This is a genomic window from Demequina sediminis (assembly GCF_030296675.1).
Classification (GTDB): domain Bacteria; phylum Actinomycetota; class Actinomycetes; order Actinomycetales; family Demequinaceae; genus Demequina; species Demequina sediminis.
This window is the reverse complement of sequence record NZ_AP027736.1, coordinates 2,069,930-2,091,128: the sequence shown is the minus strand read 5'-3', so window position 1 is coordinate 2,091,128 and position 21,199 is coordinate 2,069,930. Positions and strand designations below refer to the sequence as shown.

Here is a 21,199-nt window from a genome sequence, read left to right as displayed (position 1 = left end):
CGTCAGGAAGACTGGCGGGCCGCCCACCAGGCCTTGAGCTCGGCCTCGGCGCGCTCGGGATCGAGCGGTCCGTGCTCCATGCGTAGCTCCAGCATGTGGCGGTAGGCCTCGCCCACCGCGCGGCCCGGAGCAAGCCCCAGGATCTCCATGATGCGCGTGCCGTCGAGATCGGGACGGATCGCGTCGACCTCCTCCTGCTCGCGCAGCTCAGCGATGCGGTGCTCGAGGTCGTCGTACGCGAACGACAGCCGGTCGGCCTTGCGGCGGTTGCGGGTCGTGACGTCGGCGCGCGTGAGCCGGTGCAGCCGCTCCAGTTGGTCCCCCGCGTCGACCACGTAGCGGCGGACCGCGGAATCCGACCACCGCGCATCCGCGTATCCGTGGAAGCGCAGGTGCAGGGAGACCAGGTGTTGGACGGCCTTGACGGTGTCCTTGTCGAAGCGCAGTTCCTTGAGACGGCGGGCGGTCATCTTGGCGCCCACGATCTCGTGGTGATGGAAGCTCACGCCCCCGCCCGGCTCGAGGCGGCGCGTGGGCGGCTTGCCGATGTCGTGGAGCAGCGCCGCGAGGCGCAGGATCAGGTCCGGACCTGGCACCGGTCCGTCGGGGCCGGTCTCGAGATCGATCGCCTGCTCGACCACCGTGAGCGTGTGGTCGTAGACGTCCTTGTGATGGTGGTGCTCGTCCACCTCGAGGCGCAGCGCGGGCAGCTCGGGAAGGACGCGCTCCGCGAGCCCCGAGTCCACGAGCGCCGCGAGGCCCGCGCGCACGTCCCCGCCCAGCAGCAGCTTGGTGAGCTCGTCGCGCACGCGCTCGGCGGACACGATCGCGATCCGCTCGCTCATCGCCGCCATCGCAGCGAACGTCGCCGGCTCGATGTCGAAGCGCAACTGCGACGCGAAGCGCGCCGCCCTCATCATGCGCAGGGGATCGTCTCCAAAGGACACGTGCGGGTCGATGGGGGTGCGCAGCAGCCCGCCCGCGAGATCCTCGAGGCCCCCGTAGGGGTCGACGAACTCGAGCGACGGCAGCCGCACCGCCATCGCGTTGACGGTGAAGTCGCGCCGCGCGAGGTCGCCCTCGAGGGAGTCGCCGAACGCGACCACCGGCTTGCGCGTCGCGCCGTCGTACTCGTCGGCGCGATACGTGGTGATCTCGACGACCACGTCGCCCCTGCGCCCGCCGATCGTCCCGAACTCGCGACCCATGTCCCACGTCGAGCGCGTCCAGCCCCGCAACAGCGCCTCGATCTGGTCGGGATGGGCGGACGTCGCGAAGTCGAGGTCCGCACTCGAGCGCCCCAGGAAGGCGTCGCGCACGGGTCCGCCGACGAGCGCGAGCTCGTGACCCGCGGCCGCGAAGGACTCGGCGAGGCGCGTGATGTCGGCGGGCAGCGCGGCCCACAATCCGACCGCGCGGCGGCGCAGCACGTCGAGCGAGGGGGAGGCGGCGGGGTGGTCTGTCACCGGTCCAGTGTCCCAGACGGGCGCGGCCCGCCTCCCTCGGGCCCTCTGCGGGGTCGTTAGAGTTGGGCCATGCCCACGCCGCCCGTCCCGCGTCCCGGCCCGGTGCCGATGCCGCCCACGGGTGTGCCGGCCCGCCAGCGACGCGAGACCGCCGCCCACCGCACGCCTCACCTGCCGGTGAGCAACGAGACCTCCGCGGGAGGAATCGCGGTGCGCGTCGAGGACGGGATCGCATACGCCGCGTGCATCGGGCGCCGCAACCGCGCGGGCCGCCTCGAGTGGTGCCTGCCGAAGGGTCACATCGAGGAGGGGAGACTCCCGAGATCGCTGCGGTGCGCGAGGTCGCGGAGGAGACGGGAATCGATGCCGAGATCATTCAGCCGCTGGGCGTGATCGACTACTGGTTCACGGGCGATGATCGCCGCGTGCACAAGGTAGTCCACCACTACCTTCTCGAGGCGCGCGCGGGCATCATCACCACGGACAAAGACCCCGATCATGAGGCGGAGGTGGCGCGCTGGATCGCGGTGGCCGACCTCATGCGCGAGCTCGCCTATCCCAATGAGCGGAAGATGGCCCAGGCGGCCGCCCGTCTCCTCGCGATTGCTCCGTGACCCGACCCATGCGCACGACCGCACTACTTCCCTCCCGCCTGCGCCGCGCCCTCGCGGGCGCCGCCGCCCTCGTGATCCTCGGCGTGGCCGCGCCCGTCGGGGTAGCCACGGCCGCACCGACGGACACCCCGGCGACCCTGGTGGCCTCGATCGAGTCGGATCCCTCGCCCACGGTGCGGGCGGGCGAGTCGATGACGTCGATCGCGACGGTCCACAACGAGGACTCCGTGCCGCTTGACGACGCGCGCGTCGAGATGCGCGTGACGAACGCACCACTGGGCGACCTCGGGGCCCTCGACGCCTTCCTCGCAGGCTCGCGACCGCGGATGACAACGGTCGGCGCCGCGAACGTGGGCATCTCGCTCACCCTGCCTCCCGCCGCGGGCACCCCGGTGGCGCCGGAGGACGGCGAGGTCGAGCCCGAGACGGTCCACCGCCTCGCGCCGGGCGGCTCCGCCACGGTCTCGGTGACCGCCGCCGCCGCGGACCTTCCGTTCGCCCCCGACACGTGGGCGGTGCACGGCGTCGAGGTGGTGCTCGTGACCGACCAGGAGACGCGCGTGCTGCTCAGCGGAGCCGTGACCTGGATCGATGCGTCCATGCCGCGCCTCGAGCTCGCCACGCTCGCGACCGCGACGGGCATCAGCGCGCGGGTGCGCGCGATCACCGCCGCCTCCGACATCCCCGGCGTCACGCTCGCGATCGACACCACGGCGCTCTCGGACCTGGGCAAGAGCAGCCTCGACATGGCGGATCGCGACGTCATGGCCATCCCCGCCGGCGACCCCGACCTCGTGTCGCTCGCCCATGCCGGCGAGGAGACCCTGCTCGACTTCGCCCTGTCGCGCGTGCGGGGAGGCTCGAGCCCCCTCACGGACCTGCCGTGGATCGCTCACGTCGCCCATGCCGACACCCCCACCGCCGAGCTCGCCGCGGCGAAGGGCGCGAGCGCCCTCGTGGTCACAGGATCCGAGGGGGACGATGCCGCGGTGCGGACCGTCCAGACGGTCGCCGTGGGCGACGGGATCCTCTCCGTGCTGACCCCCGACGAGGTCCTCTCCGATAGCATCTCCGGGATCGGATCGACACGCCCCGGCGGAGTCGGCGCGGCGGTCGCCACCGGCGCGCTCACCGCCGCCGAGTCGGACGGACCGGTGCTCGCGTGGACCGGCGCCGACTGGGCACCCACCGGCCCCGAGTCCGCCATCGCGCTCTCCGCGCTCATGACCGCCGAGTTTGTGGATCCCATCTCCGTCGCGGAGCTCGCGGAGGGCGCCGGGCCGCGCACGGTCCTCCCCACCGTGGTGGACGAGGACGGGGACCTCGACGCGGCGACCATTACCGGACTGGCGCGCAGGCTCGCCCGGCTCGGGGACCTGTCGCTCACCGCGCAGGACCCGTCCGCGATCCTCAATCCGGGAGGCCGTACCCTGCTGTCGCCGCTCGCCACATCGCTGCGCGACCAACCTCAAATTCGCGGTCTGCGCGTGACACAGTCCACCGCGGCGGTCGACCAGACGCTCGGCGCGCTGACGGTCGCGGCGGGCTCGGACGTGAACTTCATCGCCGACAGCGGCAGCGTCCCCGTCACCGTGCGCAACGATCTCGACGTGGACGCCACCGTCACGGTCGACATGACGTCGTTCGCACCCAACCTGCAGGTGAGGGACGCCCCCACCGTTACGATCCCTGCGGGGTCCAGCATGGCGGTGCCCGTCGAGGTCGAGGCGGTGTCCTCCGCGAACGTCAACGCGACCATCGTGCTGCGCAACCCCGACGGCACGGCGATCGGCGCCCCGGTGAGCATGAGCGTGCGGGTACGGGCGGACTGGGGAACGGCGATGACCGCCTTCTTCACGGCCGGGCTCGTGTTGCTCCTCGTCATGGGCGTCGTGCGCACGATTCGCCGAGGCCGCAAGGAGACCCGCACCGGCCCGCGGCCGGACCCGCTGGAGGCGACCGGCGGCGAGGCCCTGCCGTGACCACCGACTCGCCGGAGGCCCCCGCGGATCGCTGCGGCGGCACACGCTCGTGATGGCGTCCGGCACGCTGGTCTCGCGCGGACTGGGCTTTGCGCGCAACGCCCTGCTTGCCGCCGCCATCGCGGTCAACACGGTGGCAGGCAACGCATACGACGTCGCGAACAAGATCCCCAACGCCCTCTACGCCGTCATCGCGGCGGGCGTCCTCAACGCGGTGCTCGTGCCGCAGATCGTGCGGGCCTTCCGCCGCGAGGACGGCAAGCGCACGGTCGACAGAATCGTCACGCTCGGCGTGGCGGGTTCGCTCGCGGTCACGGTGCTGTTCACCATCGCAGCGCCCGTGTTCGTCGTGATGTACACGCAGGACTGGTCCGTCGCGCAGCGCCAGCTCGCGATCGGATTCGCGTTCTGGTGCATCCCGCAGCTGTTCTTCTACAGCGTCTACACGATCCTGGGCCAGGTACTCAACGCCAAGGAGCAGTTCGGGCCGTACATGTGGGCGCCCGTGCTCAACAACGTGGTGTCGATCGCCGGACTCGTCGCGTATCTCGCGATCTACGGCGGCTACGCCCTCGACGCGGACGTCGTCGAGCCCGACTGGTCCGCCGCCCGCATCGCGCTCCTCGCCGGGACCGCGACGCTCGGCATCGCGGCGCAGGCACTCATTCTCATTTGGCCGCTGCGACGCGGAGGCTACCGGTGGGCTCCGGTCTGGAAGGGCCCCAAGGAGAGCTCCGCGGCATCACGAGCGTCGCCGGCTGGGCGCTCGGCGCGGTGCTCCTCGACCAGGTCGGCGTGGTGATGGCGACCAGGGTCGCGTCCGCCGCGAGCGCCGCGGCCGAGGACCTCAACGCCGTGGACATCGCCGGCAACGCGGCCTACTTCAACGCGATGATGCTCTACCTCGTGCCGCACTCGATCGTCACGGTCTCGCTCGTCACGGCGCTCGCGACGCCGATGGCAAGGCACGCTGCCGCGGGGGACCTCGCGACGCTGCGCGCGACCACGCAGCGCGGGCTGCGCATGGTCACTGTCTTCGGTCTGTGGTCGACCGCCGTGTTCGTCGCCCTCGCGCCCGCACTCACGCGCATCGCGCTGCCCGCACAGCCGGAGGCGGAGGTGCAGTCGGTCGCCTACGTGCTCATGGCCCTCGCGCTCGGCGCGGCCCCGCTGGGGCTGCTCTCGGTGTTCAAGCGCGTCTTCTTCGCGCTCGAGGACGGGCGAGCAGTCTTCTTCATCCAGATTCCCGTCACGATCGCGTGGGTGGGAGGCATGTTCCTCCTGCGCGAGACGCTGCCATTCGCGTGGTGGACCGCGGGCGTCGCGCTCGCCCTGAGCCTGTCCAACGTGGTGGGTGTGGTGCTCCGCGCCAACGGCGTCAGGCGCCGCATCGGCGGCCTGGGCGGCACGCGCACCCTCAGCGTCATCGCGCGCGCGACCGCGGCGGCAATCGCGACCGGAGCGCTCGGCTGGTGGCTGATGCGCCTCATCCCGGCGGCGGAGTCGGGCGACCGGGTCGCGAGGCTGGTCATGTCGATCGGCACGGTTGCGGTGCTCATCCCCGTGATGGGGGTCGCCTACTGGGCGCTGCTGCGCCTCCTCAAGGTGCCCGAGGCCCAGGAACTGGTGGCACCGCTCCTTCGACGTCTGAGGCGCACCGTACGATAGGCGTAGCGATACGTCGGGGGTGCGGAACAGGTGCAAGAGGGCAGGGTCTTGGGTGCGCGTTTCACCCTGCTCGAGGAGGTCAATCACGATATCCCGGGCATCGAGCGGCACCTCGCACACGACGGGCGGCTCGATCGACTCACGGTGGTGGACATCGTTCACCTCGTGTCGGCCGGCGCGGTGCGCAAGGTCGCGACGCGGGCCTCGCGCCTGCGCGACCCCCGTCTCGCACGCATCGTCGCGACGGGACGGGACACCGTCGAGGGCCGCCCGGTCACGTACGTGGCGATCGAGCACGTGCCCGGCGTCACCCTCGACGAGGTGCTTGCGACGCGACGCATCGATCCCCGGCGCGCGATGGCGATCGTGGGCGGCGCCGCACGCGCGCTCGCCGCGGCCAAGGCGGAGGGCCTCACGCACGGATTCGTGCGCCCCGGCTGCATCACGGTGACGGAGCGCGGCCGCGTGGTGGTCGCCGGGGTCGGCGTGGATGGCGAGGCCGGTGCGCAGGCCGGGATCGTCGAGCAGGCCTCGGAGGAGGCAGACTCGCGCGCCCTGGGCGAGATCCTGGTGCGCGCGCTCACGGGTCTCGACCGCGGCGAGTCGACGGCCGACGACCTCCCGGACGGCATGCCTGCCGCGGGTCGCGCCGTGGCCCTCGATGTCCTCACGGGCGCGCCGCCGACCACGCTTGGTGCCCTCATCGACGCCCTGTCCCCCTTCGACGCACGCGCGCTCGTGGGCTTCACGGCCGCCGTCGAGACGCTGCGGTGGATCCCGCGCCTCGAGAGCGAGCACGAGGCACAGGCGGCGCGCGAGGCGGCCCGACTCGCGCAGGAGGAGGCCGAGCGCCTCGAGGCGTCGCGCCAACTGATCGCCTCGGAGACGCTCGAAGCGGCGCGCTTAGCCGCCGAGGAAGAGGCCGCGGAGGCGCTTGCCGACCCTCAGTTGCAGGAGACGATGCGGTCGGCGGCGCACGACGAGGCCGCGGAGGTCGCGGAGACACCACTTCCGGGCACGCACTCGCGACCGGCGGACAAGCACGAGGCCGCCTTCGACACCCTCGAGATCATGGTGGCCGACCAGAACCGGGTGCGCGAGCGCGGCACCTGGGAGCTGGTGCTCGAGGCGCTGCACCGACGCTGGCCCGCCTCGGCCCCGATCACCCACAGCCTCGAGCGCGCCCGTGTGCGTGCGGAGTCCGGCGGCCCCCTGAACGGCTCGCGCGTGGTCATGACTCTCGCCGTCGCCGGAATCGTGCTCGCGGTGTTCGTCGCCTTGGCCTGGCTGGCTCAGCCGCTGAGCGACAGCATCGTGATCGAACCCGCCCGCACCATCCAGCCGCGCCCGGTCGATCCCGCCGCTGACTGAGCGGGAACATCGGACCCCTACCATCTGTTCATGTAACGCCGTCCCGGCCGGGCTCGGCGCCCCATCACACAAGGAACAACCGTGAGCGAAACGCGCAACCTCATCATTGTCGGTTCTGGTCCTGCCGGGTATACGGCGGCTATTTATGCGGCGCGTGCGGGGTTGGCGCCGTTGGTGGTGGCGGGGTCGGTGACGGCTGGTGGGGCGTTGATGAATACGACCGAGGTGGAGAACTTTCCTGGGTTTGTGGAGGGTGTGCAGGGTCCTGAGTTGATGGAGACGTTGCAGGCTCAGGCGGAGCGTTTTGGTGCCGAGGTGCTCTTCGATGATGTGACGGAGCTGGATCTTGCCGGTGACGTGAAGCGTGTGGTGACGGGCATGTCGGGTGAGTACACGGCTGCCGCGGTGATTCTCGCGACTGGGTCGGCGTATAAGGAGCTCGGTCTGGATGATGAGAAGCGTCTCAGTGGTAAGGGTGTGTCGTGGTGTGCCACGTGTGATGGGTTCTTCTTCCGTGACCAGACGGTCGTGGTCGTCGGTGGTGGGGACTCCGCGGTGGAGGAGGCGACGTTCCTGACCCGGTTCGCGGCGAAGGTGTATCTGGTGCATCGCAGGGATGAGTTGCGGGCGTCGAAGATCATGGCGGATCGTGCTGTGGCGGATCCGAAGATTGAGTTCGTGTGGAACTCCGAGGTCATTGGCCTTGATGGTGACGTGAAGCTCGAGGGTGTGCGGATCCGTAACCGTGTGAGTGGTGAGGAGTCGACGCTGGCCGCGACGGGATTGTTTGTCGCGATCGGTCACGATCCTCGCTCCGAGCTGGTCAAGGGACAGGTCGACACCGACAGCGAGGGCTACGTCCAGGTCATCGGACGGACCACCGCGACCAACGTGGAGGGTGTGTTCGCGTGTGGTGACCTGGTCGACAACCGCTACCGCCAGGCCATCACCGCCGCCGGCTCGGGCTGCGCCGCCGCCCTCGACGCCCAGCACTACCTCGACGCGCGCGAGGCAGCACGTGCGTCCCAGGAGGCTCCGGACGCGGTCGAGGCCGTCACGGCTCCCGTCGAGTCGCCCGCGGCCGCGCTGCCGGCGGTCCCCGTCGCCGCCACCGTGGACACGTTCCAGGCGGAGGTGCTCGCCTCGGACGTCCCTGTCGTGGTCGACTTCTGGGCGACGTGGTGCGGACCGTGCCGCGCGGTCGCCCCTCTCCTTGACGAGCTCGCCGAGGAGTACGCGGGCCGCCTCAAGGTGGTCAAGGTGGACACCGACGCCAACCCGCAGCTCGCGATGGCCTACGGCGTCACCTCGATCCCGACCATGAGCTTCTTCAAGGGCGGCGAGGTCGTGAAGTCCGTGGTGGGCGCTCGCCCGAAGCCCGCGCTCTCCGCACTGTTCGACGAGGTCCTCGCCTAACCCGACCCAAGCATCGTCTTGCAGCACGGGGGTCCAGGCGCGTGATGGCTGGACCCCCGTGCGCGTGCCAGACTTGCGCCATGAGCGACGGCACCCCCACCCCGCGCGAAGGCACTCGTCTCGATCCCTGGTACGGGTCCTATGCACAGCGCGCGCACCAGATGCGCGCCTCGGAGATTCGTGCCCTGTTCGCGGTCGCGAGCCGCCCCGAGGTGGTCTCGCTTGCCGGCGGCATGCCGTTCATCGGCGGCCTCCCACTCGAGGAGCTGGGTGAGATGTCCCGCCGGATCATCGTGGAGCACGGCGAGGTCGCGCTCCAGTACGGCTCCGGCCAGGGCGACGTCACGCTGCGCGAGAAGATCCTCGAGGTCATGGCGCTCGAGGGCATCGTCGCCCATCCGGACGATGTCGTGGTCACCACGGGCTCGCAGCAGGCGCTCGACCTGGTGACGACGATCTTCATCGATCCTGGCGACGTCATCGTGGCCGAGGCGCCGTCGTACGTGGGAGCGCTCGGCGTGTTCCGGGCGCACGAGGCCGATGTAGTCCACGTGCCCATGGACGCGCACGGGCTCATCCCCGAGGCTCTTGAGCAGACCCTCGCGCGCCTCACGGCCGAGGGTCGTCGCGTGAAGTTCCTCTACACCGTTCCCAACTTCCACAACCCCGGCGGCGTCACGCTGTCGCTCGAACGCCGCCCGCAGGTGCTGGAAATCTGCGAGCGGTACGGCGTGCTGGTGCTCGAGGACAATCCCTACGGCCTGCTGGGCTTCGACACCGAACCGCTCCCCTCACTGCGCTCGATGAGCCCCGAAGGCGTCATTTACCTGGGGTCTTTCTCGAAGACCTTCGCTCCGGGATATCGCGTCGGGTGGGCGGTCGCGCCGCACGCGGTGCGTGAGAAGCTGGTCCTGGCATCCGAGGCGGCGATCCTCAGCCCCTCGAACGCGTCGCAGATGGCGATCGCGACCTACCTTGAGCACTTCGACTGGCAGGGCCAGATCAAGAAGTTCCAGGTCCAGTACCGGGAGCGTAGGGACGCGATGATCTCCGCGCTCGGGGAGCACATCCCCGAGGCGTCGTGGAACGTGCCCGACGGTGGGTTCTACGTGTGGGTGCGGCTTCCCGACGGTCTCGACGCCAAGTCGATGCTTCCCCGCGCGATCACGGCGCGCGTCGCATACGTCTCGGGCAGCGCGTTCTACATCGACGGCTCGGGCACGGATCACCTGCGACTGTCGTACTGCTTCCCCACCCCGGAGCGCATCAGGGAGGGCGTGCGCCGCCTCGCGACGGTCGTGGACGCCGAGCTCGAGACCGTCCGCATCTTCGGAACCTCGGGGGCCGCCGCGGCGACACCGTCGACTTCCCCTCGCCCGACCTCTACTGACCGCTACGACCTCCGAGAGGACCGCACCTCATGCACGTACTCATTCTGGCCGGCGGGCTGTCACACGAGCGCGACGTGTCGATTCGCAGTGGCAGGAGGGTCCAGGAGGCGCTCAAGGGACGCTTCGACCAGGTTTCTTTGCTTGATGTGGACACGGAGTTGATCCCTACTTTGCGCGCCGGCGACGTCGACGTCGTGTGGCCGCTTCTCCACGGTGCCTCGGGAGAGGACGGCTCGCTCCAGGCACTCCTCGAGTTGCTGGGTGTGACGTTCGTGGGCACGGGGTCTCGCGCGGCCCGGGTCGCGTGGAACAAGGCGGTCGCCAAGGCGGTGATGATGCGTGAGGGCATCTCGACGCCCGAGTACGTCACTCTCCCCCAGTCTCTCTTCCGGGAGGTGGGTGCCGAGCAGGTGCTCGACGCGATCGTGGCGCGCTTCTCGCTCCCGCTCGTCGTGAAGCCGGTGCGCGGCGGTTCCGCGCTGGGCGTGTCGATCGTCAGGGACCGCGCCGACCTCGCCCGCGCGATGGTCCACTGCTTCGCCTACGGCGACGTGGCTCTCATCGAGAGGCACGTCGAGGGCATCGAGCTCGCGGTGAGTGTCCTGGGCACGGGGGACGATGCCCGGGTGCTGCCCGCGGTCGAGGTCGCCGTCGAGGGGGCGTACGACTACGACGCGCGCTACAACGCCGGCAGGGTCGAGTACTTCGCGCCCGCGCGGCTGACCGCCGAACAGGCCGAGGTCGTCTCTGCCGCCGCGCTCACCGTGCACCGCACCATGGACCTTCGCGACCTGTCGCGGGTCGACCTCATTCTCGATGGGGACGGCGCCGCTCAGGTGCTCGATATCAACATCGCCCCTGGTATGACCGAGACCTCGCTGCTTCCGCAGGCCGCCGAGGCGGCGGGTCTCGACCTTGGTTCGGCCTACAGCGCGCTGGTCGCCGACGCCCACGGTCGCGGGATCGTCGACTAGGCGGTTCGGCTAGGAGTCGCTTCCAAACACTCCCGGATCCGTGGGGTCCAGGAGGCCGACGATCCTGTTGAGGTCATCGACGGTCGCGAAGTCAATCGTGATCGATCCGCGCGTGCGACCCAGCTTGACCTTGACGCGCGTGTCGAAGCGGTCACCCAGCCTGCCGCCGAGCTCGTCGAGCGCCGCGGTGCGTCCGCCGGCCCGCACGGCTCCCTTGCGTGGCTTCGGGGTATCGACGCCGAGCGTCACCGCCTCCTCGGTCGCCCTCACCGAAAGGCCCTCAGCGACGATGCGCGTCGCGAGGAGCTCCATGGCTTCGGGAGACTCGAGCCCCAGCAGGGCGCGGGCGTGGCCCGCCGAGAGCACACCGGCCGCAACCCGTCGCTGCACCGGCGCCGGGAGGCGCAGGAGCCTCAGGGTGTTCGAGATCTGGGGACGCGACCGGGAGATCCTGGTCGCGAGCTCCTCATGCGTGATGCCGAAGTCCTCAAGCAGCTGCTGATATGCCGCGGCTTCCTCGAGCGGATTGAGCTGGCTGCGGTGGAGGTTCTCGACCAGCGCGTCACGCAGCAGGTCGTTGTCGTCGGTCGATCGAATGATCGCCGGGATCTCGGTGAGCCCCGCCTCCTTGGACGCACGCAGCCTGCGCTCGCCCATGATGAGCTCGTAGCCCTCCCCTCGGGATTGGGCCGCACGACGATCGGCTGCAGGACGCCGATCTCCTTGATCGATCCGACGAGCTCGGCGAGGGCCTCCTCGTCGAAGACGGTGCGGGGCTGACGCGGGTTGGGTACGACGGCGTACGGGTCGATATGGGCGAAGGATGCCCCGGGAACGGGAACGAGCTCGCCGTCCTCGGAGACCTGCGTGATTGTCGGAATCGCGCCCGTGGTGTCCGAGAAGAAGACGTCCCGAGGGCGCTCCTGGACGGGTCCCTCGGGCTCGGTCGGGATGAGCGCTCCGAGTCCGCGCCCCAGGCCCCTCTTGGTCTTGCTCACTAGTGCTCCGTTCCTGCGGCGCCGCGCACCGCGATGTCACGCGCGACGGCCATGTAGGCCACGGCTCCTGACGAGTGTGGGTCGTGGGTGATGACGGTCTGGCCGAACCCCGGCGCCTCCGAGACGCGCACCGATCTCGGCACCGTCTGGTCGAGGGTCTGCTCCGGGAAGTGCGAGCGCACCTCGGATGCCACCTCGCGCGCGAGGTTCGTGCGGCCGTCGTACATCGTGAGGACGATCGTCGAGACGTGGATGCCGGGATTGAGGTGCTTCCTGACCATCTCGACGGTCTTGATCAGCTGGGTCAGGCCCTCGAGCGCGTAGTACTCACACTGGATCGGGATGAGGACCTCGGTCGCGACCACCATCGCGTTCAGCGTGAGTAGACCGAGGCTGGGCGGGCAGTCGATGAAGACGTAGTCCAGTTCCTTGCCCGCGCCCTCGAGCAACTCCTTGAGCGCGTCGTGCAGGCGGAACTCGCGTCGGACCATCGACACGAGCTCGATGTCCGCGCCCGCGAGGTCGATCGTCGCCGGCACACACCACAGCGTGTCGATCTCGGGGCTGCGCTGCGCGACACGCGCCATGGGCGTCTCGTCGAGCAGGACGTCGTAGATCGAGGGCGTGCCCGACCTGTGGTCGACGCCGAGCGCCGTGGAGGCGTTTCCCTGGGGATCCGCGTCAATGACGAGCACGTTGGCACCTCGCTTGGCGAGCGCCGCGGCCACGTTGACGGAGGTGGTCGTCTTGCCCACCCCGCCCTTCTGGTTCGAGACCGCGATGATGCGGGTACGGGCGGGGCGAGGGAAGGCCGCACTCTCGAGCGCGCGCCGACGCCGCTCCGTGGCTATCATCTCCGCCGCGAGCGGGCTGTCGCCGTCCTCGCTCAGGCCCTCGAAGGGGTCGATCGCCGTGAAGGGGTTGGTGGTTTCACGTGAAACACCGTCGGGGGTGCGGTCACGCTCCGGCCCGGTCGTCGGCCTCGCATCGTCAAACGCCACTCGCACACCTTCCCCACATCTGTATCCGCCGCCGGCCCGTCTCGCCCGGAACTGGGCATGCCTCTCGTACTCGCGCCCCGCACCGTGAATGGCGACGGGGGTGGAAGCCTCTCCTTGAGGAAACGCCTCGTGATCACGCGTCGCGGTCAGACCGGCGACTCACCTCCGCCCATGTTTCACGTGAAACATGGGCGGCGCAACCGCCAACAGCAAACCTTTGTGGGTCCGCTGAGCACCTCCTCCGGCCCGACGACTCTACCCCAGGAGGCGCCTGGAAGAGGTCCGGGATCGGCGACAGCGTGCGGGCCTGGTGCGGCTATGGCATCACGATGCGCACGCATTCGGGCCGCGCACCACCTCTCGGACTCCTGTGGAGAAACCCGCGTCCGCCGCCACTCTCACGCACAAACGCCTGTGGACGACCGTGTGGACAGCGAGGGGGAAGAATCACGACCGGGTCAGCACCACGACGGTCGTGGCGTCGACGCCCGCGATGGTGCCCGCCGTGTGGATCTCGCCCGTGAAGCGCTGCTTGCGCAGGGTGTACTTGGCGCGGTCGAGCTCGTCGGCCGCACTCCGACCCTTGAGGAGCACCAGACGCCCGTGGGGACTGAGCAGCGGTGAGCACCACTTGACCAGCTTGTCGATGGCCGCGACAGCGCGGGCGGTGACGATGTCGGCCTCGACCGACTCCGTGACTTCCTCGGCACGCCCCCGCACCACAAGTACATTGTCGATCCCGCATCGTTCCGCGACCTCGAAAAGCCACTGAATGCGTCGCTCCATCGGCTCAATCAGCACGTAGTCGCGAGAGGGATCCATCGCGGCCAACACCATGCCGGGGAGGCCGGCGCCGGAGCCGACGTCGGCGACTCGGCCATCCCCGAGGTACGGCGCGAGCGCCGCCGAGTTCAGGATGTGGCGCTCCCAGAGCCTCCCGACCTCGCGGGGGCCAATCAGTCCTCGCTCGACACCTTCAGCTGCCAGCATGTCGGCGAATGCCAGCACTCGTGGATACGTGTCCCCGAAGTACTCGCGGACCGCGGCACTGCCGCTGAGGGGGTCGATCTGAGGGGGCTCGAGGACGTCGTCGGTCATAGGTGTTTCACGTGAAACGTCAGGAGGGAAGCACCACGACGTAGCGCTGCGGGTCCTCGCCCTCGGACTCGGAGGCCAGGCCGGCCTCAAGAACGACGTCGTGAACCACCTTGCGCTCGAACGCATTCATCGGCTGCATCTCGACGCGCTCGCCCGTCTCCCGCACCACCGCGATGGCCTCGCGGGCGAGCTCGGCGAGCCGCTCGCGACGACCGGCACGGAAGTCCGCAATGTCGAGCATGAGCCGGCTGACCTCGCCGGTGTCGGCCTGGACAGCGAGACGCGTCAGGTCCTGGAGCGCCTCGAGCACCTCCCCTCGGGACCCACGAGTCGCTTGAGGTCCTGGCTCGGGCCATCGGCCACGATCGCCACCTTGGCTCGTCCGGCCTCGACCGAGATGTCGATGTCGCCATCCATGTCGAGGATGTCGAGCAGTTCCTCGAGGAAGTCGGCTGCGACGTCACCCTCGGCGTCGAGCTTCTTGATGCTGTCGGTCATGAGTTGTCCTTCTCCTGATCGCCGCCTGCGGCGGACTGAGGCTTCGATCCGCCACGGCCCTTGCGCTTGGGCTGCTGTCGCTGACCGGAACGCTTGGGCTCTTCGACCGGCTCCTGCTCGATGACCACGACCGCGGGGTCCTCGCCCCGGCGAGCGGCGCGACGCGCGGCCTTGGCCGCGAGGCGCTCCTGGTGCTGGCGGTCCGCCTCGGAGCCGGGCGTGGGGTTGTTGCGGATGACGTAGAACTGCTGGCCCATGGTCCACAGGTTGGTGGTGGTCCAGTAGATGAGGACACCCACGGGGAAGTTGGGGCCGGTGATCACGAAGATGAACGGCAGCGCGTACATCAGGATCTTCTGCTGCTGCGCCATCGGGCCCTCAAGGGCACTCGCCGGCATGTTCTTCATGGTGAGCTGACGCTGAGTGGTGAACGTCGTGGCAACCATGGCGATGATGAGGACGGCGGACAGGATCTTCGCGGCCGCACCCTCCGAGTTGAAGAACGTGTCCGACAGCGATGCACCGAACAGGTCCGCCTGCTGCGCCTGCGTGGCGAGCTCGTTGGTGAGCATGCCGATGCCGTCGGTATTGCCACCGCCATTGACATTGCCCTCGAGGCGGTAGTTGAGCACGCGGAACAGGGCGAAGAAAATAGGCGCCTGCACCAACATTGGCAGGCACGAGGAGAACGGGTTGGTCTTGTGCTTGGAGTAGAGCTCCATGGTCTCGCGGCTCATTGCCTCGCGGGACGCTTGGTCCTTCTTGCCCTTGTACTTGTCCTGGATCTTGCGTAGATCCGGCGCGATCATCTGCATCGCGCGCGACGCCTTGATCTGCTTGACGAACAGTGGGATCAGCGCCGCGCGGATGGTGACCACAAGTCCCACGATCGCAAGCGCCCAGGTGATACCCGCGGCGGGATCTAGACCTAGCAGCGTCCAGAACTTGTGCCAGATCACCATGATGTTGGCGACGACCCACTCGAGTGGGAAGAGGATGGTGTCGATCATGAAGCCGAGGTTCCTTATGTCGTGTGGACGGAAGTCTGGTCAGCCGTCATCGCGGCATTATTCCTCGTGAGGCGAAATAGGCGCTCTCCACGAGCAGGCACGTCATCGACGCCGCCGTTGTTCCACGGGTTGCAGCGCAGGATCCTCCACACGGCCATCAGTGAGCCGATGCCTGCGCCGTGCACACGCACGGCCTCCATGCCGTAGTGCGAGCACGTGGGATGAAACTTGCAGGTAGGTCCCGTCAGGGGAGAGACGGTGAGCTGATAGCCCCGGATCGCGGCCACGACGACTCGCTGCATGCCGTTCATCGCAAGGCCCGCCGGGTCGCGGCACTCAGGGCGCCGTCGAGATCCGCACCCAACGTCGCATAGTCGGCCAGCGCGGCCTCGGGCAATGCGCGCACCACGAGTCGCGCGCCCTCGGGTAGGTGCTCCAGGCGCTCGGCCACGAGCGCTCGCAGGCGCCGCTTCACACGGTTGCGAACCACGGCACCTCCTACCGCCTTAGAAACAGCGAAACCGGCCATGCGTCGAGCATCGCCGGTGAGCGCCACATACACCACCACGGTGTGCCGACCGCTTCGGGCCCCCAGTCGCATCGCGGACCGAAAGTCCGCGGGCGACCGCAGGCGCGAGCCGGCCGGCAGCAACCTTAGGCCGACAGCTTGCCGCGGCCCTTACGGCGGCGGGACGCCAGAATCGACCGACCGGCACGCGTACGCATGCGCAGACGGAAGCCGTGCGTCTTGGCACGCTTGCGGTTGTTCGGCTGGAAAGTCCGCTTGCTCACGGTAACTCCACGACGTTTCAGGGAATGGTCAAATCAGCGCACTCACGTTACGCGCTCGAGCCCACGGAAGCAAATCCCGCGGCTCACCTTGGGGCGCACTTGTCAAACAGGATAGGCTCCACCATCACGGCCCTGCACCAAGTGAGCGACACGCGGCGACGCGGTAACGAACAGGTGACCGGCCATGCACCGACTGTGAAAAACGCTGTGGATACACACCTTGGGGGTGACGGCCAGTGGTGGCAGAGCCTGCCTCGGACTCGATTGACGCTGTATGGCGCGGAGCCCTCGACTTTCTCGCCGACGACGGCGGGCTGAGCGCGCAGAACCGTTCGTTCCTGCGCCTCGTCAAGCCGCTCGCGGTGGTCGAGGACAACGTGTTCCTCGCGGTCGCCGAAGACTTCACCAAGAACTACGTCGAGACCACGCTGCGCGGTCAGGTCACCGAGGCGCTCAGCGAGGTGCTCGGACGTGACGTGAGGATCGCCGTCACCGTCGACGCCTCGATCACTCCGCCCCCGCCGGCGGACGGCGAGACCGACGAGCCGCGCCCGCCCCAGGTGCGCCGGCCCGAGGTGGTGCCTCCCCCGTGGTCGAGGACCCGCACCTCAATCCCCGCTACACGTTCGACACCTTCGTCATTGGCCCGTCCAACCGCTTCGCCCACGCCGCCGCCCTCGCGGTCGCGGAGTCACCAGGCAAGACATACAACCCACTGTTCATCTATGGGGGATCGGGGCTGGGCAAGACGCACCTGCTGCACGCGATCGGTCACTACACGCGGCATCTCAAGCCGCAGACCAGGGTGCGCTACGTGAACTCCGAAGAGTTCACCAACGACTTCATCAACTCGATTCGAGACGATCGCTCGCTGAGCTTCAAGCGTACGTACCGCGAAGTCGACGTCCTCCTCATCGATGACATCCAGTTCCTGCAGGGCAAGGAGCAGACCCTTGAGGAGTTCTTCCACACCTTCAACGCGTTGCACAACGCCGGCAAGCACGTGGTCATCACCTCCGACGTCAGCCCCCGCAACCTCGACGGGATCGAAGAGCGCATGCGCACCCGCTTCGAGTGGGGACTCATGACCGATGTCCAGCCGCCCGACCTCGAGACGCGCATCGCGATCCTCAGGAAGAAGGCGGCGGCCGATGCCGTCCAGGCGCCGTCGGACGTCCTGGAGTACATCGCGTCGAACATCACGAGCAACATCCGCGAGCTCGAGGGTGCCCTCATCAGGGTGACGGCCTTCGCGGCCCTCAACCGACAGCCCGTGGATCTCTCGCTCGCGCAGGTGGTCCTCAAGGACCTCATCTCCGACGACGACTCGGAGATCACGGCCTCGACCATCATCGGCAAGACCGCCGACTACTTCGGGATCACGATCGAGGAGCTCACCGGCACGAGCCGCTCGCGTGTCTACGTCACGGCGCGTCAGATCGCGATGTACCTCTGCAGGCAGCTGACCGACCTCTCTCTCCCCAAGATCGGCGATCACTTCGGCGGCAAGGATCACACCACGGTGATGTACGCGGTCAAGAAGGTCGAGGACCAGATCGCTCAGCGCCGCCAGATGTACAACCAGGTCAACGAGATCCACGCGCGCATCAAGCAGTCGCGGGCCTGACGCCTCCCCGACACACGGCCTCTCCACGCCCCCTGGACGCCCTCGCGACCCCTGTCCACGCATCGTCCCGTCTCACGATGCGCTCACGCACGTCCCTCACAATTGTGGAAAACCCTGTGGACGCCCGTGGACAGCACGCTCAATCCACAGGGGATGGCCTGTGCAGAATCACAAGAACCATGTGAGTCGAGCGGATCCGCTCACAGGCCCAGGGCGCCAACCCGACCTCTCATCCGCAGGCCATACACACGCGGATCACGGCGCTTTCCAGCCCGGACAGTGCTCATCCACAGATTCCACGGTACCTATGACCACTACTTCTCTAGATTCTTGTCATTCTCCACGCGACCTTCATTGGCGCCGCGACGTCGCCAGGGGCGAGGCACCCCCTCAACTGTCCGGACCGTGGCATAGTCTGTGCCAAGACCAGAGGAGCACCCGATGAAGTTCACCGTCGAGCGCGACGTCCTTGCGGACGCCGTCGCATGGACGTCCCGCGCCGTGCCGGCGCGACCGCCGGTACCCGTTCTTGCCGGAGTCCGCATCACGGCGGATACCGAAGGCACCGTGCGACTGGCCAGCTTCGACTACGAGGTGTCGGCGCGCGGCGAGTTCCCCGCCGAGGTCGACCAGTCGGGCGAAGTGCTCGTGTCGGGTCGCCTCCTGCGTGAGATCGCGAACGCCCTCCCTCACAAGCCGGTCACGCTGTCGCTCGAAGGCACCAAGGTTTCCGTCACGTGTGGCGCGTCGCGATTCACCCTCGCGACGATGCCCGTGGACCAGTACCCCTCGCTTCCCGAGCTTCCCGAGCAGTCGGGCACGATCGACGGCGCGACGCTGCAGCAGGCGGTCGCCCAGGTCACCAGCGCTGCGTCCCGCGACGAGACCCTCCCCATCCTCACCGGAGTGCGCGTCGAGATCGAGGGATCGCACATCTCGCTGCTCGCCACCGACCGCTACCGCCTCGCGCTACGCGAGCTTGAGTGGAAGCCGTCGAAGTCGGACATCTCGGCCGTCGCGCTCGTGCGCGCCAAGACTCTCGGCGACACGGCGAAGGCGTTGGGCGCCGGCGAGGTCACCGTCGCGCTGAGCTCGGGTCAGGGACTCGATCTGATCGGCTTCGAGGCGGGCGGCCTCGTCACCACGTCGCTGCTCATGGACGGCGACTACCCCGCGGTGCGTCGCCTCTTCCCCGAGTCCAGCCCCATCACGGCGACCGTGCGCACGCAGGACATCATCGACGCGACGCGTCGCGTCGCGCTGGTGGCGGAGCGCAACTCCTCGGTCAGGCTCGCGTTCGCCGAGGGCGAGGTCACGCTCGATGCCGGACAGAGCGACGACGCGCAGGCGTCCGAGGCCCTCACGGCGGCGCTCGAGGGTGAGCCGATCACGGTCGCGTTCAACCCGCAGTACCTGCTCGACGGACTCACGGCCCTCGGCAGCGAGTACGTCCGGTTCGGGTTCACCCAGGAGACCAAGCCGGTCGAGTTCGTGGGCGTCAAGGAGCCCGGTGGCGAGATCGCCGCCGATTTCCGCTACCTGCTGGTGCCCATCCGCATCGCGTCGTAGTGCGCGTCACGCATCTTCAGCTCGCCGACTTTCGCTCGTACCCGCAGGCGGAGGTCCAGCTGGAGGCCGGCGTCACGACGTTCGTGGGTCGCAACGGCCAGGGCAAGACCAACCTGGTCGAGGCGATTCGCTACCTGTCGGTGCTCGGATCTCACCGGGTCGCCAACGATGCACCGCTCATCCGGGCAGGCGCCGAGCGCGCCGTCGTGCGCGCGAGGGTCGAGAAGGCCGGGCGCTCTCTCGCGCTCGAGGTCACGCTCAACGCGGGCCGCGCCAACCAGGCACGGCTCAATCGCGGCGCCGCCCGACCCCGGGATCTCGTGGGAATCCTCCGCACGGTGCTCTTCGCGCCCGAGGACCTGAGCCTCGTCAAGGGCGATCCCTCGGGGCGCCGCTCCTTCATGGACGAACTCTGCGTCGCGCTGCAGCCCGCCCTGGCGGGAGACATCGCGGACTACGAGCGCGTCCTGCGTCAGCGCACATCAATGCTCAAGAGCGCGCGGCACGCGCGCGGGGACCTCACCATGCTCGACATCTGGGATGAGAAGCTCGCGGAGCTCGGCGGCAGGATCATCGCGGCGCGATTGCGCGCCGTGAGTAGCCTCGCTCCTCACGTGTGGGCTGCGTACCAGGACGTTGCCCCCGACGGCGGCGACTGCGCGATCCGCTACGCGTCGGCGCTGGGCGAGGACCTCCCCGCCGACTCGACCGTGCTGGCTGAGCGGCTCCTGGAGCGCCTCGCGGAGGTTCGCCCCAAGGAGCTCGACCGCGGCGTGACGCTCGCGGGCCCTCATCGCGACGACCTTGAGATCCGCCTGGGTGACATGCCCGCCAAGGGCTACGCGAGCCACGGGGAATCGTGGTCGTGCGCGCTTGCGCTGCGGATCGGCACGTATGACCTGCTCACGTCGGACTCAGGTCCGGACGCGGATGACGACGGCGAGCCGGTGCTGATCCTGGACGACGTCTTTGCTGAGCTCGACTCGGGCCGACGCACGGCGTTGGCCGCCAGGCTCGAGCGCGCGAGCCAGGTACTGATCACCGCGGCGGTCGCGGAGGACGTGCCCGCCTCCCTCGAGGGGCGCGTGATCCCCGTCGTGAAGGGACGCGTGGGGGAAGAGCCCGCTGATGACTGACAACCACGGGGACGATGCCACTCACGCCCGAACGTCCGACGTTCCGGATCCCCTGGTTCCGGCGGATGCGGCGAAGCTCGCGCGTGACGCGATGGAGCGAGCGCGCCAGGCGGCGCGCGCCCGTGGCGCGCGTCGCACGAGCGCGAATCAGGGGCGGCGGCAGCGCGAGGAGCGCAAGCGCGGATCGGAGCCCTACGGCGGTGGCCGCGATCCGCAGCCGATGAGCGACGCCGTGCAGACCCTGCTGCGTCGGATGGGGTGGACCGAGCAGATCGAGGTTTCCTCGGTGACGGCGCGGTGGCGCGAGGTGATCGGCGATCGCATCGCCGACCACTGCGAGCCGCTCGGCTTCGAGGATGGCATCCTCACCGTCAAGGCGTCGTCGACCGCATGGGCCACGCAGCTTCAGATGATGGCGGGCCAGATTCGCCATCGCATCAACGAGGAGTTTGGCCGCGATATCGTTCGCGAGCTCAAGGTGCTCGGCCCGACCGCGCGTTCGTGGACCAAGGGTCCGCGGACCGTGCGAGGCCGGGGGCCGCGCGACACCTACGGGTGATCTCGACCCCCGTATCGTCCCCTCGCGAG

At 68.9% G+C, this 21,199-nt stretch carries 21 protein-coding genes and 2 pseudogenes; 13 read left to right on the top strand and 10 right to left on the bottom strand.

Annotated elements, in window-relative coordinates; genetic code table 11:
• Positions 1–2 precede the first annotated feature (2 nt).
• Positions 3–1,466 carry a CCA tRNA nucleotidyltransferase gene (locus tag QUE44_RS10695; protein ID WP_286214511.1) on the bottom strand — a complete coding sequence of 488 codons (1,464 nt, stop codon included), beginning with the start codon at positions 1,464–1,466 and terminating at the stop codon, positions 3–5.
• Between the two features lie 281 nt (positions 1,467–1,747).
• On the opposite strand from QUE44_RS10695, the gene QUE44_RS10690 reads away from it, so the two are divergent.
• The 9 genes and pseudogenes from QUE44_RS10690 (at position 1,748) to QUE44_RS10650 (ending at position 10,882) form a co-directional block, all read left to right on the top strand.
• Positions 1,748–2,080 (top strand): NUDIX hydrolase, encoded by a 333-nt coding sequence (locus tag QUE44_RS10690; RefSeq protein ID WP_350226830.1) that lies wholly within the window; start codon positions 1,748–1,750, stop codon positions 2,078–2,080.
• Positions 2,077–4,062 (top strand): DUF6049 family protein, encoded by a 1,986-nt coding sequence (locus QUE44_RS10685; protein WP_286214510.1) that lies wholly within the window; start codon positions 2,077–2,079, stop codon positions 4,060–4,062. The genes QUE44_RS10690 and QUE44_RS10685 overlap by 4 nt, the downstream gene beginning before the upstream one ends.
• A gap of 52 nt (positions 4,063–4,114) precedes the next feature.
• The gene (gene murJ, locus QUE44_RS10680; RefSeq protein ID WP_286214508.1) at positions 4,115–4,864 is read left to right on the top strand and encodes a murein biosynthesis integral membrane protein MurJ; all 750 of its coding nucleotides are present in this window, start codon (positions 4,115–4,117) and stop codon (positions 4,862–4,864) included.
• A complete protein-coding gene (locus tag QUE44_RS10675) occupies positions 4,762–5,730 on the top strand; it encodes a lipid II flippase MurJ (protein WP_286214506.1) in 969 nt (322 codons plus the stop codon). The genes murJ and QUE44_RS10675 overlap by 103 nt, the downstream gene beginning before the upstream one ends.
• Before the next feature lie 48 nt (positions 5,731–5,778).
• Positions 5,779–7,101, top strand: a complete 1,323-nt coding sequence (locus QUE44_RS10670) for a protein kinase family protein (protein WP_286214504.1) — start codon at positions 5,779–5,781, stop codon at positions 7,099–7,101.
• Positions 7,102–7,182: 81 nt separating this feature from the next.
• Positions 7,183–8,151 (top strand): annotated as a pseudogene (gene trxB, locus QUE44_RS10665) (thioredoxin-disulfide reductase); the annotation flags it as partial.
• A gap of 63 nt (positions 8,152–8,214) precedes the next feature.
• Positions 8,215–8,517 carry a thioredoxin gene (gene trxA, locus QUE44_RS10660; RefSeq protein WP_286216752.1) on the top strand — a complete coding sequence of 101 codons (303 nt, stop codon included), beginning with the start codon at positions 8,215–8,217 and terminating at the stop codon, positions 8,515–8,517.
• 80 nt (positions 8,518–8,597) lie between these two features.
• Positions 8,598–10,070: an aminotransferase-like domain-containing protein gene (locus tag QUE44_RS10655; protein WP_286214503.1), complete on the top strand. Its 1,473-nt coding sequence runs from the start codon at positions 8,598–8,600 to the stop codon at positions 10,068–10,070.
• Positions 9,983–10,882, top strand: a complete 900-nt coding sequence (locus QUE44_RS10650; RefSeq protein WP_286214502.1) for a D-alanine--D-alanine ligase family protein — start codon at positions 9,983–9,985, stop codon at positions 10,880–10,882. The genes QUE44_RS10655 and QUE44_RS10650 overlap by 88 nt, the downstream gene beginning before the upstream one ends.
• A 9-nt stretch (positions 10,883–10,891) precedes the next feature.
• Here the strand turns inward: QUE44_RS10650 and QUE44_RS10645 are convergent.
• The 9 genes and pseudogenes from QUE44_RS10645 to rpmH all read right to left on the bottom strand — a co-directional run bounded on the left by QUE44_RS10645 (position 10,892) and on the right by rpmH (position 16,279).
• A pseudogene (locus QUE44_RS10645) lies at positions 10,892–11,880 on the bottom strand (ParB/RepB/Spo0J family partition protein).
• Positions 11,880–12,881, bottom strand: a complete 1,002-nt coding sequence (locus QUE44_RS10640; protein ID WP_345378819.1) for a ParA family protein — start codon at positions 12,879–12,881, stop codon at positions 11,880–11,882. The pseudogene QUE44_RS10645 and the gene QUE44_RS10640 overlap by 1 nt, the downstream one beginning before the upstream one ends.
• A 447-nt stretch (positions 12,882–13,328) precedes the next feature.
• The gene (gene rsmG, locus QUE44_RS10635; RefSeq protein WP_286214500.1) at positions 13,329–13,979 is read right to left on the bottom strand and encodes a 16S rRNA (guanine(527)-N(7))-methyltransferase RsmG; all 651 of its coding nucleotides are present in this window, start codon (positions 13,977–13,979) and stop codon (positions 13,329–13,331) included.
• 19 nt (positions 13,980–13,998) lie between these two features.
• Positions 13,999–14,289: a Jag family protein gene (locus tag QUE44_RS14415; RefSeq protein WP_433997167.1), complete on the bottom strand. Its 291-nt coding sequence runs from the start codon at positions 14,287–14,289 to the stop codon at positions 13,999–14,001.
• The gene (locus QUE44_RS14410; RefSeq protein WP_433997166.1) at positions 14,265–14,477 is read right to left on the bottom strand and encodes a hypothetical protein; all 213 of its coding nucleotides are present in this window, start codon (positions 14,475–14,477) and stop codon (positions 14,265–14,267) included. The genes QUE44_RS14415 and QUE44_RS14410 overlap by 25 nt, the downstream gene beginning before the upstream one ends.
• On the bottom strand, positions 14,474–15,487 hold the full coding sequence (gene yidC, locus QUE44_RS10625; RefSeq protein ID WP_286214498.1) for a membrane protein insertase YidC: 1,014 nt from the start codon (positions 15,485–15,487) through the stop codon (positions 14,474–14,476). Before yidC ends, QUE44_RS14410 begins: the two co-directional genes overlap by 4 nt.
• A gap of 14 nt (positions 15,488–15,501) precedes the next feature.
• Positions 15,502–15,789: a membrane protein insertion efficiency factor YidD gene (gene yidD, locus QUE44_RS10620; protein ID WP_286214496.1), complete on the bottom strand. Its 288-nt coding sequence runs from the start codon at positions 15,787–15,789 to the stop codon at positions 15,502–15,504.
• 5 nt (positions 15,790–15,794) lie between these two features.
• A complete protein-coding gene (gene rnpA / locus QUE44_RS10615; protein ID WP_286214494.1) occupies positions 15,795–16,139 on the bottom strand; it encodes a ribonuclease P protein component in 345 nt (114 codons plus the stop codon).
• A 2-nt stretch (positions 16,140–16,141) separates the two neighbouring features.
• Entirely contained in the window at positions 16,142–16,279 is a 138-nt protein-coding gene (gene rpmH, locus QUE44_RS10610) for a 50S ribosomal protein L34 (RefSeq protein WP_062204973.1), read from the bottom strand.
• A 589-nt stretch (positions 16,280–16,868) separates the two neighbouring features.
• On the opposite strand from rpmH, the gene dnaA reads away from it, so the two are divergent.
• The 4 genes from dnaA (at position 16,869) to QUE44_RS10590 (ending at position 21,170) form a co-directional block, all read left to right on the top strand.
• Entirely contained in the window at positions 16,869–17,906 is a 1,038-nt protein-coding gene (dnaA, locus tag QUE44_RS10605; protein WP_350226827.1) for a chromosomal replication initiator protein DnaA, read from the top strand.
• Between the two features lie 441 nt (positions 17,907–18,347).
• Positions 18,348–19,475: a DNA polymerase III subunit beta gene (dnaN, locus tag QUE44_RS10600; protein ID WP_286214493.1), complete on the top strand. Its 1,128-nt coding sequence runs from the start codon at positions 18,348–18,350 to the stop codon at positions 19,473–19,475.
• Positions 19,475–20,611 carry a DNA replication/repair protein RecF gene (gene recF / locus QUE44_RS10595; protein ID WP_286214492.1) on the top strand — a complete coding sequence of 379 codons (1,137 nt, stop codon included), beginning with the start codon at positions 19,475–19,477 and terminating at the stop codon, positions 20,609–20,611. The genes dnaN and recF overlap by 1 nt, the downstream gene beginning before the upstream one ends.
• The gene (locus tag QUE44_RS10590; RefSeq protein WP_286214491.1) at positions 20,604–21,170 is read left to right on the top strand and encodes a DciA family protein; all 567 of its coding nucleotides are present in this window, start codon (positions 20,604–20,606) and stop codon (positions 21,168–21,170) included. The genes recF and QUE44_RS10590 overlap by 8 nt, the downstream gene beginning before the upstream one ends.
• Positions 21,171–21,199 lie beyond the last annotated feature (29 nt).

Bases quoted from the DNA above. Each gene is read 5' to 3' on its own strand.
- yidC (WP_286214498.1), bottom strand. From the start codon at position 15,487: ATGATCGACACCATCCTCTTCCCACTCGAGTGGGTCGTCGCCAACATC.
- rsmG (WP_286214500.1), bottom strand. From the start codon at position 13,979: ATGACCGACGACGTCCTCGAGCCCCCTCAGATCGACCCCCTCAGCGGC.
- murJ (WP_286214508.1), top strand. From the start codon at position 4,115: ATGGCGTCCGGCACGCTGGTCTCGCGCGGACTGGGCTTTGCGCGCAAC.
- QUE44_RS10590 (WP_286214491.1), top strand. From the start codon at position 20,604: ATGACTGACAACCACGGGGACGATGCCACTCACGCCCGAACGTCCGAC.
- QUE44_RS10655 (WP_286214503.1), top strand. From the start codon at position 8,598: ATGAGCGACGGCACCCCCACCCCGCGCGAAGGCACTCGTCTCGATCCC.
- dnaN (WP_286214493.1), top strand. From the start codon at position 18,348: ATGAAGTTCACCGTCGAGCGCGACGTCCTTGCGGACGCCGTCGCATGG.
- QUE44_RS14410 (WP_433997166.1), bottom strand. From the start codon at position 14,477: ATGACCGACAGCATCAAGAAGCTCGACGCCGAGGGTGACGTCGCAGCC.
- yidD (WP_286214496.1), bottom strand. From the start codon at position 15,789: ATGCAGCGAGTCGTCGTGGCCGCGATCCGGGGCTATCAGCTCACCGTC.